Consider the following 12,841-nt stretch of genomic DNA (forward strand, 5'->3'; position numbering starts at 1 on the left):
GATTTACCACTTATGTGGTAAGTGATTAATTATATCACACACGTAATTTCGTGTCAATATATTTATTCTCGCTTCTAATAAAATAAGATTTTCATTCGCCTGCCAAGAGACAGCTTTACTAGTATGTCACATCTTTAAATCGATGTCAATACCATTTCGAAAAACTTTTTAGAAACGATATGGGCCTGAGTGGACTCGAACCACCGACCTCACGCTTATCAGGCGTGCGCTCTAACCAGCTGAGCTACAGGCCCACTATTAAAGATAGTTTGGAGCGGGTGATGGGGATCGAACCCACGACATCAGCTTGGAAGGCTGGAGTTTTACCACTAAACTACACCCGCACTATTTTTTAAGCACAAGAATTAATATAACACAAAGAAAAATAAAATGCAAGTATTATTTTAACAATTCTTGTTAATGCGGTCGAGAGGACTTGAACCTCCACCGAGTCTCCCCGACTAGGCCCTCAACCTAGCGCGTCTGCCATTCCGCCACGACCGCAAAAAAATCAGAGTATAATTCTTCAACAGATCAATGATGATGAATGTATAAAAATAAAAGTGAGCCATACAGGACTCGAACCTGTGACCCTCTGATTAAAAGTCAGATGCTCTACCACCTGAGCTAATGGCTCATAATCACTACGTAGCTTACCAGATTTAGAGCATCTACGCTTGTGTCATAAAAGTAATGGCTGGGCTACTAGGATTCGAACCTAGGAGTGACGGAACCAAAATCCGTTGCCTTACCGCTTGGCTATAGCCCAATCAAAATTATGTCGGATTCTTAATTCATCAATATTTACAGAGAAGAAAGATAGTAATGACCCGTACGGGATTCGAACCCGTGTTACCGCCGTGAAAGGGCGGTGTCTTAACCACTTGACCAACGGGCCAAAAAACAAATGGCGGAGAAGGAGGGATTTGAACCCTCGCGCCGCTCACGCGACCTACGCCCTTAGCAGGGGCGCCTCTTCAGCCTCTTGAGTACTTCCCCAAATATGGCTCCACAGGTAGGATTCGAACCTACGACCGATCGGTTAACAGCCGATTGCTCTACCACTGAGCTACTGTGGAAAATGATTAAATAAAAGAGATTAATTTATTCTTCGAGAAAAACGTAAAGAGAATGTTCAAAAGTCCGGTAAAAATGACACTGCGAATTTCGCACGAATGCTTGTTTCTCCGCTACTCATGTATCTAAATGTATACATTCCGTTGCTCGAAACTGCGCCGCCTCGAACTTCTTGATCCTTTTTATCCTTTTTTAAACACGCACTTAAATAACTCGTGAATAACAGTACTTCAAGTACGCTTAATTAAATAATCTCAACTTAATTTCTAAACTCTACTGCTGTTAATTATTCGAGCTGTAAGTTGTCCATCTATGACAGACTTTTCATCGTTGGAAATTACAACAGCAAGAAACAATATACATCATTTTTAAAATACTGTCAACAATAAAATGATATTTTTTTGTATTTATTTGAAAATCTACATTTTATAATGAAACACGCAACCCTTTAGAAATTTTTATCTATTATAATTTACCACGTGAATAAGGATTTCGTCAATTTATTTACTTACTTTTCAATTAATGAATAAAGATTTATCACCCTTTTAATTCTAGAAATATGTAATGTTCACTTCTTTTTCAAATAAGAATTATTTTTTCTTATTACTGACATAATAACGATAATGTTTTAATGCCATTTCATGATATTATAATTATTGTAACATGTAATATTATTTAGTCTGGAAAGGAGTTTTGAAAAGAATGGCTAATTTGACAAGAGATTTTTTTATCGCATTATCTAATAATAAGTTTTTAAATAAAAGTGCTAAAAAATGGGGTTACAATTTAGGCGCTGAGCAGTTTGTTGCCGGAACTGATATTGACAGTGTGATGAGATCCGTAAAGCGACTAAATGATAAAAGAATTAGCTGTACAGTTGATAATTTAGGTGAATTTGTAACGAAGAAAGCGGAATCTACTGCCGCTAAAAATAAAATTATCGAAGTAGTTGAACGCATTCATAAAGAACAAGTAGATTGCCATATATCAGTTAAATTGACACAGCTTGGTTTAGATATTGATGAGGAATTTTGTTTAGAAAACATGCGTGAAATTGTTGGTGTTGCAGATAAATATAATATTTTTATTAATATCGATACAGAAGATTATGGACATTATGCGCCAACAATGCGAGTGTTAAGTGAACTATTAAATGATTATAAAAATGTCGGAACAGTAATTCAGTCTTATTTTTATCATGCCGAAGAAGACATGGACAAGCTAAACGATGTACGACTTCGAATTGTTAAAGGAGCTTATAAAGAGAGTGAAGAAGTTGCATATCAGTCTAAAGAAGATATTGATCGAAATTTTTTAAAGCTTGCAAAGAAAAGACTCAAAGGAAATGCTTTTACTTCTATTGCAACACACGATCATAACATTATTAATGAACTTAAAACTTTTGTTGAAGAAGAAGGTATTGACAAAAATAACTTTGAATTTCAAATGCTTTACGGTTTCCGTACAGATATGCAGGAATCATTGGCTAATGAAGGATATCTATTCTGTACTTATCTGCCATTTGGCGATGACTGGTACGGTTACTTCATGCGACGATTAGCCGAGCGCCCACAAAATATTAACTTAATCTTAAAAGATAAGCTCTATACATCTGAAAATAAATTGAAAAAAACTCCAATCATTATAGGAGCAGCATCACTTGCAACTATCGCATACTTATTCACTAGACGGAAAAAGTGAAGTATTAATTAAAAAGCCTCCGATGTTTTCTGGAGGCTTTACCTATGTACCGTTACGCTAGATTTTCATTTCACTAAAGTTTTCACCCACTCTATTTGCGATTTAACTACGGATAGTTGGATTTGTCCATAGGATCGCAATATAACCACATAACCACGGAAGAAAACATTATCCACGAAATACACGTTTTATCCATGAATGTTGGATACCCAAGAGATACACATAAAAATCATGAAATCCGTTAAAAAAGTTGCAAATTAAAAACTCCCTCACATCCTATAAACATGGGGAGCTACTAGCCGTTATTGATCATCTTCATATATACTTTTAAAGCCCAGACCTAAGCTAATTTCCAAAGCACGATTGATTAGTTTCATTGTATCTATATCTAATTTCGTTATCTTATCTGTAAGTCTCTGTTTATCTAGCGTTCTGATCTGCTCCAATAATATAACCGAATCACGTTCAAACCCATGTTTTTCGGCTTTAATTTCAACATGGGTTGGTAGCTTTGCTTTTTGTATTTGGGCGGTAATCGCAGCGACGATAACGGTTGGACTAAATCTATTCCCGATATCGTTTTGGATGACCAACACTGGCCGCACGCCTCCCTGCTCAGAGCCTACAACAGGCGAGAGGTCAGCGAAGTAGACTTCGCCCCTTTGCACGATCAAATCGCTACACCCCGATCACTAAGCGGTCTGAGGTAATTTTAGCCTCCTCTTCAGCTAAAAATGCTTCTGAACAAAGATTTAAGTTGATTCTTGCCATTTCCTCGTAGCCTTTTTGCATCGACTCGTGCAGCTGACGTATCTCTTTTTTATACTGGACATAATTTTTCGTCGCTTGATAAATTAAATCATTAATATCCTTATTCTCTTGCTTTGCCATTCCATCCACCTCAATGAATAGATTTTTTGGTAATCTGATTAAGACTTCCTCTAATCTGTCTGGCAACACCATACACCTCCGCTGATAGTTAAACGACCTATGAAATTCTTACTTAATAGTACCATTTTAGCTACCAATTTGCAAAAGGAAATTGAAGAAAATGCGGTTAAAGTAGATCCATTATTATACATACTATAAAAATTATATATATATTACACTATTGACTCTGTGAAAATAATATCGGTATAATTTCAATTATTTATACATACATTCTTGGGATCCGATCCGTAAGCATACAAGGTATTTCATAATTTATCGTTCCTAAATAATTCGCAACATCGTCCATCTCAATCATAGAACCATTATCTTCACCAATTAGAGTTACTTTTTTACCTACCTCATACTGCTTGTCTAATTTAATCATCATAAGATCCATACAAATTCTTCCGACAATCGGCATCTTCTTGCCATCTACTAGAACATAAAACCCTTGTAAGCCCCTTCGCCAACCATCTCCATACCCAATAGGTACAGTCCCAATCCACGCATCTTCTTTGGTGATAAATGTTGCCCCATAACTAACAGATTCACCTGCGCTTACTTTTTTAACTTGAATCAATTCGCTATAAAGAGAAAAAGCTTGTTTTAATTTTACATTTGCCATTCCCCTAATATCTGCAGAAGGATAAAGACCGTATATTGATACTCCAAACCGGGTATATTGAAGCATTTTTTCGGAATACTGAATTCCGGCAGCACTATTTCCAATATGCGTTATAATTTGATGAGGATATAACGATGTTAGAGTCTCAAGCATCTCTTCGTAACGCAATCGCTGTTTATTAAATAATTCAGAGCCAATTTCATCAGCGGTTGCAAAGTGCGTATATGCACCAGTAAGTCGTACATTCTCCATCCTTTTGACCACATTGACAATTTCTTTTAATTGATCTTTTGTAACTATTCCCGTTCTGTTCATCCCTGTTTCAAATTCAATATGCAATGATAAGGGTTTATTAAAACGTTCATTCTGTATAGATTCTAACCAATCAAGTTGGAAAACGGAGAGCGTGATACCCAAATTTGCAGCAACATATGCATATCGGGGAGGTACTCGACCGATAACTAAGATCGGTTCTTCAATACCATGTTTGCGTAATTTTACCGCTTCTTCTAATATGGCTACCATTAAAAAGTCTACTCCCATATTTAAAGCTGTCTTGGCAACTTTAACACTTCCATGTCCATAACCATTTGCCTTTACTACTCCCATAACTTTTCGGCCTTCCGGAAGTAAATTTTTCAGTTGTTGTATATTATATCCAATTGCATCTAAATTTATTTCAGCCCAAGTGTTTCGATATCTATTCATATGCTCGCTCCTTTCATTACAACAATTATAATATGTTTAAACAATAATCTTATCTTGAATTTTACTCTAATCATTCTTGTATTTCAACCGATGTAAGCGTTTTCTCCGTTGTACAGTAAGTAAAGGAGCAGACTCAAGAAACTAGAGACTGCTCCGTTACAGTTATTTTATTTCCTCACCTTGAATAGATGATGCAACTTCAATCAATTCTTCCATTGTCATATCATCACTTGCTAGATAAAAGTCCGTCCCATTATAGTTCCACTCAATTGTATTATTCGTTAATGCTCCGATACTATAGCCCAAATTTACAACATCTCCAGTTACTTCTTCGATCATTTCTCCGCCAGATGTTGGTACAGAAGTAACTTTTTCTTGGATAAGCGTGAAATTACGATCACCTTTAAATGTCATTATCACCCGCTCACCGTCTTCCAAAGTTACTTCCTGCTTTTCTACCAACTCGGCGCCTAATGTCTTAAGCGGGAACATAACCGCGAGTTCCATTTCCTCCATATCAGAAACGGACATCTCATTCATTGTATTTTCTATAATACTTTCACGATCGAAATCATGTTTTGCAAAACTTGGATTTAGATCAATCGTATCAAATGCAACTTCAACAAGGACATTCTTATCTTTATCCATTATTTTTACACCAGTAGGCGTATAGCTCTTTTTATCAAAGTATACTTCTTGATATGGTAAATTTGTTGAATTTTGATAGTTGGTCTTTGTTAAAAAAACATAATGGGTTTCACTTTCTGTAAAAGTAGCATCTTTATCGGCAAGAACATCATTTACAAGTGATTGATACAAATATGGTTGACTACTGTTTTCTGGCCAATCTGTCTGAAACTTAAAACTCTTTTTAAGTGCCGGTGTTAATACGAAAACTCCTTCATCATTTTTTAAAATAACTTGACCGCCTTCTTCGTCTTCATTTTCCAAACCAACACGATAAAAATCTTCTTGTCCCTTTTTAAACCAAATATCAACTGCATAGCTCCGTTCTTCTTGTCCCGTTTTCATCGTCATTTCTGCTTTTGCTTTGTAGCCACTTATGTCCTCTAAAGTCCCGTCAATTTTTTTAATGACATTTTCTTGCGACTTTTCTCCACAACCAGCAGCAATTAATACGAGTAGACCGATAAAAATTAAGAACGAAAAATTCCTTTTATTTTTTGTCATCCACCTATCCCCTTTGTCTCATTTTCGTTAAAGGACTTTCCTGTTTTTGCAAACAGTAACACCTTCTCACCTGCACTAAACTATATGAGACAAGTTTTCAATTTATGCAAAAGTATTTGTTTGCTTATTGAAAACTATTAGAGTTAATTGGTGATGACAACTTGAGCAACAGCATATTGTTTACTATGGCTAATTGAAATATATATTTTATTAGGATCATATCCGGGGGCAGTAAGAGTTGGCGCCCCTTCAGATCCGGATAAAATTTCTATATGTTGAAAGCTCAATTTACCTATGCCTTTTCCGGTCGCTTTTGCAAATGCCTCTTTTGCTGCAAAGCGACCTGCTAAAAATTCTAGTTTCCTTTGTTCTTTTTTAAAACTAATATATCTTTCTTTTTCATTATTGGTTAATATCCGGTCAATAAAACGTTTGTTTCGAAACACTGCTTTTTGAATTCGTTGTAATTCGATCATATCAATTCCAATTCCACTAATCATTTTTCATTTACCTTTCAATCCCTTTCTATATATGCAAATATATTTTTTTACAATAATCATTATACATGACTTCAAGTATTAGAAGGTTTATATTATAATTCAAAGTTATTTTTCCTGGGAGGATGTTATGTTTATACGTACAGAACGAAGTGTTCAAGAGTTTTTACGCTTTTATCCTGTCATTTCAACAATTGTCATCATAAATCTTCTGTTATGGGTAGTAATAGACATAGTACAATTGCCGATCGGTTATACAATTTACAATTGGGGGATTGGCCATAATCTTTCCGTGCACCATGGTGATTATTGGCGTCTAATTACCCCGATGTTTCTTCATAGCGGGATTGGCCATGTTGTATTTAACTGCTTTGCTCTCGTTTTATTCGGACCTGCGTTAGAGCAAATGCTTGGAAAGACAAAATTTATTCTTGCTTATTTTTTCACGGGGATCGCTGGGAATTTAGGAACTTATGTAATCGACCCTGTTTCTATTACTCCACATTTAGGCGCATCAGGTGCGATATACGGGTTATTTGGCATTTATATGTTCATGGTTTTGTTTCGAAAAGATTTAATTGACCCTGGTAATGCACAAATCGTCAAGGTTATATTTTTTATCGGTTTATTGATGACCTTTATTCAACCAAACATCAATATCGCAGCCCATATTTTTGGGTTTATTGGTGGGTTTGCAATTGCTCCAATTATTTTAACGAATACACGTCCGTTTTCCATGGCAAGAAATCGTCCCCGTTACCGAGATAATACAGATGATGTTCAGTTTAATCCGAACAGATGGAATAAACGACGCATTATCCCTACAAAAGTTCGGAAAAATTTTTTTTGGATTATTTTCGGTATACTTGTTCTATTAGGATTGCTCAGCCGCTTCTTTTAGCAATAACTTACTTTGGCGATTTAACAAACTTTTGCTAAAATGGTTTAAAGGAGTTAATAGAGGATGTTCAAAAAGTCCGGTAAAAATGACACTGCGAATTTCCTTCGCTGGCTTGTTTCTCCGCTCCTTGAAAAAGGAAAGCACTTTTTCTGCGTGCTAGAAGCGTTCGCTCATGCATCTAAATGCATACATTCCGCTGCTCGAAACTGCGCCGTCTAGACTTCTTGGTCGTTTTTATCCTCCTTTTTGAACACGCACGAATTAACTACAAATCAATACTATAAAAGAAGCGGTGGTGAATAATTATTGTTCGGTTATTTACTTGAGCATCATTCTTTCTATACTTTATTTAAATTGCACTGGATTATTGTTCTATTAGCTGTCACTTATTTTTATATTAACAAATTAATCCATTCGCCGCTCTATCCTGTATCGCGAGGTCAAAAATATTATTTTTTCATAGGAATCATACTACTTTTTTTCGTAAAAGCGACACCGTTAGATATCATTTCTACTCATTATTTATTCAGTGCACATGTTTTACAATTATCTATCGTATTTTTTATCGCTATTCCTTTACTCATATTAAGTTTACCGGTGGATTTTCTCCGGCAATATATTTGGAATCATCGTACAAAATTTGTTCTTAAAATTCTAGCACATCCGTGGTTATCATTAATTACCTTTAATGGTTTACTAACAATTTATTTAATCCCAGCGGTATTTAACATCGTTCATACAAATATTTTCTTATCCTTTATTGCTCAAGCAATATTAATTGGTAGTGCCGTATTTATGTGGTGGGTTATCATTAATCCAGTCCCAGAAATAAAAGGGCTTGACTATTTGCTTCGTGCCCTGTATATATTTTTAGCATCCATTGCACTATTTCCAATCGGATTCTATTATGTTATTATACAGCATGCCCACTTTCCTGCTTACATCCCTTTAGAACGAGAAATAATTCATGCACTTACCTCTGTGTATGATCAACAGCTCGCTGGGGGAATATTGAAGATACTGCAATTAGCAAGTTATTCTTTTGCTTTATTATTAATGTTATTTAAATGGGGAAAACAAGAAGAAGCTAAAGAGGGTAGTGTTGATGAAGAGCATATCCGCTATGCTAGAGGTGTAGTAATTCATTTGGATAAAGATAAAAAGTAATAAGAAGCCAAATGTTAAGGCTTCTTATTTTTCTTGTTAAAATATATAGCTGCACTCATTATTTATTCGAGCCACTAAGCATTATTTCTAGCGACAATTTTACTTTCACATACGTTCAATTACCGTTGCATTCGCCATTCCCATTCCTTCACATATTGCGAGTAGTCCATATCTTCCTTCTATCCGTTCTAATTCATGAAGTAGAGAAACAAGTAACTTTGTCCCGGTTGCGCCAAGTGGATGCCCTAATGCAATTGCTCCACCGTTTACGTTTAATTTTTCCGGATCAGCTTGTAAGTCGTTTAGCCAAGCAAGTGGTATAGGTGCAAATGCTTCGTTTACTTCATAACGATCTATATCATCGAGTGTTATTCCAGCCCTTTTTAATACTTGTCGCGTCGCCTCAATGGGTCCTGTTAACATTAATGTCGGGTCAGAACCAACCACAGTACGAGCGATAATTTTTGCTCGTGGCTTTAATTCCAACGCATCAGCTTTTTCCCGGGACATTAAAAGAACAGCACTTGCTCCATCACTCATCTGGCTCGCATTTCCTGCAGTTATTTTTCCATCTTCTTTAAATACGGCTGGGAGGTTACCTAATATTTCTAATGACGTTTCCGCTCTTGGCCCTTCATCAATGGAAACAGTGCGCATCTCTCCATTTTCTCCTTTGACATCCACTGGAACGATCTCATCGTTGTATCTACCTTTTTCAATTGCTTGTAGTGCTAACGTATGGCTTTTTAACGAAAATTCATCGAGTTCTTGTCTTGAAAATCCCCATTTATCCGCAATCATTTCTGCTGAAATACCTTGATTCACAATATGGTGTTTCGAGGTAAGCTTTTCGCTTGGCGTTGTATCTCCCACATTTCTAAACATTGGTGATCTAGTCATACTTTCAACGCCACCCGCAATAACAATATCCATATCACCAGAAAGTATTGCTTGTGCACCAAAGTGAACCGCCTGTTGACTCGAACCACATTGACGATCAATTGTTACACCAGGAACGTGTACTGGAAAACCTGCAATAAGTGCAGAAGTTCGTGCAACATTCATCGCCTGTTCATTCACTTGCGTAACACACCCAGCAATAACATCCTCCACATCACTTTTATCAATACCTGCCCGACGAACTAGTTCATCTAATACTACCGCAAAAAGCTCATCTGCCCGGTAGGAACTAAATACTCCTTTTCTTCTTCCAACCGCTGTTCTGCATCCTTCTACAATAACAACCTCTCGCATCGTCACACCCCTTTTTCTATTCTACCATTATTATACATCTACTACTTCTTTTCTGAAACAATTTTCCGTAAACATTGAACGCTTAATATTAGAAAACTTTGCTTATTCACAAAAGAAAACACGTCAACTGGCAGGCCATTACTGGCGGTAACTCAGCGATTGTTGCACTTATGTAAATAAGTTAAAAACTCGTACCTAGTCCATACGGCGAGAAATAAAGTTGCACTTAGGCGAGTCGAGAAAAGTTTTTTATTTACCTGCCAAAAAAGAACCTTGACATTAAAGGTTCCTTTCACTAAGTAATTGTCTTATTTAATTTAAATCTTTCAACTGGAAGTCTGCATAATAATGTAACAAATATGATTAACAAAGCGATAGCTAAAAGTAGCATTGGTAGCCAATTATTAAATAGAAATAACAACAATACGATTATAAAAGCTATGAAAATACAACTAGTTGTAATCACTTCTATCTTTAATACTTTTTCTCCTTTTTCAATATAACGCTCTACCATATATTCTGACTGAAAAACTTCCTTTTTTTCTTCATAAGCAAATTTATAGAAATACAATCCCAGAATAATGCTTAAAGCACCAATAACAAATAGCAAGATGACATTTAACGTATTTATTGGATAATAAACATCCTTTAAAATACGTAGTAAAGCTAAAGCAAGCACGAAAGCAATCCAGTATAATACCGTACTTGTTTTTTTATGATACGCTTTATAAACTTTCTTAGACTTTTGATCTAAGAACAATGTATAAGCTTGGGTATCTCTACTTTTTTCCGTATAAAATGGAATTAAATTTTTCAACTGCTTCTCCCCCTTAAATTTGGAGGTTTTGGTTTCCCTACCTAGCTATAAATTGAACCGAGATTACAAAGAATCCAGAAACTGTGTCCCTTATACTTCATGCTACCTTTACCTCATTATCATAGATCCAATCAAAAAGCACCGATCCACGAACACCAATAGCAAATCAGTTTTTCACCAAACGGTATCACTGAACCAATTGCCATACCAACTAGACCTGTTCCAAGATAAACCTGTTGCCTTAATAGCTGCGTCTGATAATAAAATAAATTTCTTCCTTGATTATGTTCCGTCCTTTATATTATCTCCACTGTTCCAAGGGTGTAAATTTCCTTCTTTATCAAAGTTAAAACTATCGAAACGTGATTTGCAGTATTGTATAACAAGTTGCTCCGGCAAAACAAATAGCATCGTATAAAATATTAAAATACTTAGTACTGTCATTCCCAATGCTTCAATATCTACTAAGTGAAATGTGTTTACTATATATCTAATAATGAGAACCATCCCTGTACTACCAATAATTACTGCTGGCAGATAAGATTTTGTTTCAAACCTTCCTCGTATTTTCTCTTTTTGCGAACCGATTCTGTATGCACCTTTTCGCAACAATATATAAAATCGAATAAAAGTGGCTAAAAAAATTAAAATCCCGAAAGCGATTATTAAAAGGGTAATATTCAACAGTGAATAATCCGTCTGAATTACCACCAGGTCGGATCCTATTAAAGATAGTGATCCTATAAGAAAAAATCCAGTCAAGTTTTGAGAAACTAATATTACGATGAAATATTGCACTTTTTGGTTTTTCATGTAAACACTAGGAATAGCATAAATGACCGATAAGATGACTAGAATTACTGTGATCCCCAAATGAAGATAAAATAAGACTTCTTTATAAGGATATATTGTATGGCTTGAAATAACTACGGTAAATTAAGAAAAACAATAAAACTTGAAAAAATATCGACAACACCAATGTTCCACCTAAAGATTTAGGGCTCTGCCTACCAGATTCAAAAGGACCTCTTAACACTGCAAAATCTTGTTCATCTAAATTGTTTAACTTTTTAAAGATCAATCTCTTTACACCTTCTTAAATTAATAAACTTTCAGATTGAAATAAGGCTTAGTGAACTTCTCTAATGTTCGTGTGAATGGTTCATTTCATTAGACAACGGCTTTAAGTTCCCATCTTTATCAAAATTAAAACTATCAAAACGAGTTTTACAATATAAAATAACTAATTGTTCAGGTAAGACAAATAACATAATGTAAAATAATATGGGACCAAGGATAATCAAGAAAATTGTATTCCCGTCAAAACTAACTATGTTTTTGAATGTGTATTGCATAAATAAAGTCAATCCTGTACTTGCTAAAATTGCTATTGGAACTAAAGATTTTAATTCAATTTTCCCTCTCAGTAATGCTCTTTTTGATCCAGATCGATACTCCCCTTTTTTTAATAAAAAGTAAAATCGAATACAGGTGATTATAAATATTAATATACCAGCACTGCTTGTGACTAAAATGATGGTAAAAAGTGATTCTTGGTTTACGACGAACAATTTTTCTGAGCCAATTAGGAATAAGGATACGATATAAAATGATACCCCGGCAATGTTTTGTGATACTAATATTACGGTAGCATATTGCATCTTCTGACCTTTCATGTACACCGCCGGTATAGAATAGATAATCGACAGTAATATTAAGATTACAGAAAAAGTCGAGTAAACTAATAATATAGTTTCTTTAAAACGAAATAATGAATCCCCTTCTGATATGTCATATACCATATATAACATCAATACTTGAAAGACAATACCAAGAAGCAATGTCCCTCCAAGGCTTTTAGGGCTTTGTCTACCAGATTCAAAAGGCCCCCTTAACACTGCAAAATCTTGTTCATCCAAATTATTTAATTTTTTACAGATCAATCTCTTTACACCTTCTTAAATTAACAAAGT

General features: G+C 35.2%; 13 protein-coding genes and 8 tRNA genes. 3 read left to right on the plus strand and 18 right to left on the minus strand.

The features are described 5' to 3' along the window. Nucleotides 1-180 precede the first annotated feature (180 nt). The 8 genes from SPD89_RS11790 to SPD89_RS11825 all read right to left on the minus strand — a co-directional run bounded on the left by SPD89_RS11790 (nucleotide 181) and on the right by SPD89_RS11825 (nucleotide 1,079). A tRNA-Ile gene (locus SPD89_RS11790) sits at nucleotides 181-254 on the minus strand. A 16-nt stretch (nucleotides 255-270) separates the two neighbouring features. After that, nucleotides 271-344, minus strand: a tRNA-Gly gene (locus SPD89_RS11795). Nucleotides 345-421: 77 nt separating this feature from the next. Then, a tRNA-Leu gene (locus SPD89_RS11800) sits at nucleotides 422-504 on the minus strand. 60 nt (nucleotides 505-564) lie between these two features. After that, nucleotides 565-637: transfer RNA gene (locus SPD89_RS11805), tRNA-Lys, on the minus strand. Nucleotides 638-694: 57 nt separating this feature from the next. After that, nucleotides 695-769: transfer RNA gene (locus SPD89_RS11810), tRNA-Gln, on the minus strand. Between the two features lie 57 nt (nucleotides 770-826). Then, nucleotides 827-898: transfer RNA gene (locus tag SPD89_RS11815), tRNA-Glu, on the minus strand. Between the two features lie 10 nt (nucleotides 899-908). Further along, a tRNA-Ser gene (locus SPD89_RS11820) sits at nucleotides 909-999 on the minus strand. 5 nt (nucleotides 1,000-1,004) lie between these two features. After that, nucleotides 1,005-1,079, minus strand: a tRNA-Asn gene (locus tag SPD89_RS11825). A gap of 700 nt (nucleotides 1,080-1,779) precedes the next feature. Here SPD89_RS11825 and SPD89_RS11830 point away from each other — a divergent pair. After that, a complete protein-coding gene (locus SPD89_RS11830; RefSeq protein ID WP_336262155.1) occupies nucleotides 1,780-2,778 on the plus strand; it encodes a proline dehydrogenase family protein in 999 nt (332 codons plus the stop codon). A gap of 302 nt (nucleotides 2,779-3,080) precedes the next feature. Here SPD89_RS11830 and SPD89_RS11835 read toward each other — a convergent pair whose 3' ends face one another. From SPD89_RS11835 to acpS, 5 genes are all read right to left on the minus strand, one after another. Further along, a complete protein-coding gene (locus tag SPD89_RS11835) occupies nucleotides 3,081-3,452 on the minus strand; it encodes a type II toxin-antitoxin system PemK/MazF family toxin (RefSeq protein WP_336262156.1) in 372 nt (123 codons plus the stop codon). 4 nt (nucleotides 3,453-3,456) lie between these two features. Beyond that, complete coding sequence (locus tag SPD89_RS11840) at nucleotides 3,457-3,741, minus strand: antitoxin (protein ID WP_336262157.1); 285 nt, start codon at nucleotides 3,739-3,741, stop codon at nucleotides 3,457-3,459. Nucleotides 3,742-3,928: 187 nt separating this feature from the next. Then, the gene (gene alr / locus SPD89_RS11845; RefSeq protein WP_336262158.1) at nucleotides 3,929-5,041 is read right to left on the minus strand and encodes an alanine racemase; all 1,113 of its coding nucleotides are present in this window, start codon (nucleotides 5,039-5,041) and stop codon (nucleotides 3,929-3,931) included. Nucleotides 5,042-5,203: 162 nt separating this feature from the next. After that, complete coding sequence (locus tag SPD89_RS11850; RefSeq protein ID WP_336262159.1) at nucleotides 5,204-6,232, minus strand: LolA family protein; 1,029 nt, start codon at nucleotides 6,230-6,232, stop codon at nucleotides 5,204-5,206. A gap of 143 nt (nucleotides 6,233-6,375) precedes the next feature. Next, nucleotides 6,376-6,732, minus strand: coding sequence for a holo-ACP synthase (acpS, locus tag SPD89_RS11855; protein WP_336262160.1), 357 nt, complete (start codon nucleotides 6,730-6,732; stop codon nucleotides 6,376-6,378). Between the two features lie 127 nt (nucleotides 6,733-6,859). Here acpS and SPD89_RS11860 point away from each other — a divergent pair, with 127 nt between their 5' ends. Then, the gene (locus SPD89_RS11860; RefSeq protein WP_336262161.1) at nucleotides 6,860-7,630 is read left to right on the plus strand and encodes a rhomboid family intramembrane serine protease; all 771 of its coding nucleotides are present in this window, start codon (nucleotides 6,860-6,862) and stop codon (nucleotides 7,628-7,630) included. A gap of 306 nt (nucleotides 7,631-7,936) precedes the next feature. Continuing rightward, the gene (locus tag SPD89_RS11865) at nucleotides 7,937-8,797 is read left to right on the plus strand and encodes a cytochrome c oxidase assembly protein (RefSeq protein ID WP_336262162.1); all 861 of its coding nucleotides are present in this window, start codon (nucleotides 7,937-7,939) and stop codon (nucleotides 8,795-8,797) included. A 105-nt stretch (nucleotides 8,798-8,902) separates the two neighbouring features. On the opposite strand, the gene SPD89_RS11870 is transcribed toward SPD89_RS11865, so the two are convergent. The 5 genes from SPD89_RS11870 to SPD89_RS11890 all read right to left on the minus strand — a co-directional run bounded on the left by SPD89_RS11870 (nucleotide 8,903) and on the right by SPD89_RS11890 (nucleotide 12,811). Beyond that, a complete protein-coding gene (locus tag SPD89_RS11870; protein WP_336262163.1) occupies nucleotides 8,903-10,051 on the minus strand; it encodes a thiolase family protein in 1,149 nt (382 codons plus the stop codon). A gap of 295 nt (nucleotides 10,052-10,346) precedes the next feature. Further along, the gene (locus tag SPD89_RS11875) at nucleotides 10,347-10,868 is read right to left on the minus strand and encodes a hypothetical protein (protein WP_336262164.1); all 522 of its coding nucleotides are present in this window, start codon (nucleotides 10,866-10,868) and stop codon (nucleotides 10,347-10,349) included. A 282-nt stretch (nucleotides 10,869-11,150) separates the two neighbouring features. Next, entirely contained in the window at nucleotides 11,151-11,579 is a 429-nt protein-coding gene (locus SPD89_RS11880) for a hypothetical protein (protein WP_336262165.1), read from the minus strand. Between the two features lie 184 nt (nucleotides 11,580-11,763). Beyond that, nucleotides 11,764-11,949, minus strand: a complete 186-nt coding sequence (locus tag SPD89_RS11885; RefSeq protein ID WP_336262166.1) for a hypothetical protein — start codon at nucleotides 11,947-11,949, stop codon at nucleotides 11,764-11,766. A 61-nt stretch (nucleotides 11,950-12,010) separates the two neighbouring features. Further along, on the minus strand, nucleotides 12,011-12,811 hold the full coding sequence (locus SPD89_RS11890; protein WP_336262167.1) for a hypothetical protein: 801 nt from the start codon (nucleotides 12,809-12,811) through the stop codon (nucleotides 12,011-12,013). Between the last annotated feature and the right edge of the window lie 30 nt (nucleotides 12,812-12,841).

Origin of the sequence: Pseudogracilibacillus sp. SO30301A (genome assembly GCF_037072025.1) — a bacterium.
Taxonomy (GTDB): Bacteria; Bacillota; Bacilli; order Bacillales; family Amphibacillaceae; genus Pseudogracilibacillus.

Excerpts from the sequence above, each read along its gene's own strand:
- SPD89_RS11830 (WP_336262155.1), top strand. The coding sequence starts at position 1,780 with ATGGCTAATTTGACAAGAGATTTTTTTATCGCATTATCTAATAATAAG.
- SPD89_RS11840 (WP_336262157.1), bottom strand. The coding sequence starts at position 3,741 with ATGGTGTTGCCAGACAGATTAGAGGAAGTCTTAATCAGATTACCAAAA.
- alr (WP_336262158.1), bottom strand. The coding sequence starts at position 5,041 with ATGAATAGATATCGAAACACTTGGGCTGAAATAAATTTAGATGCAATT.
- SPD89_RS11850 (WP_336262159.1), bottom strand. The coding sequence starts at position 6,232 with ATGACAAAAAATAAAAGGAATTTTTCGTTCTTAATTTTTATCGGTCTA.
- acpS (WP_336262160.1), bottom strand. The coding sequence starts at position 6,732 with ATGATTAGTGGAATTGGAATTGATATGATCGAATTACAACGAATTCAA.
- SPD89_RS11860 (WP_336262161.1), top strand. The coding sequence starts at position 6,860 with ATGTTTATACGTACAGAACGAAGTGTTCAAGAGTTTTTACGCTTTTAT.
- SPD89_RS11870 (WP_336262163.1), bottom strand. The coding sequence starts at position 10,051 with ATGCGAGAGGTTGTTATTGTAGAAGGATGCAGAACAGCGGTTGGAAGA.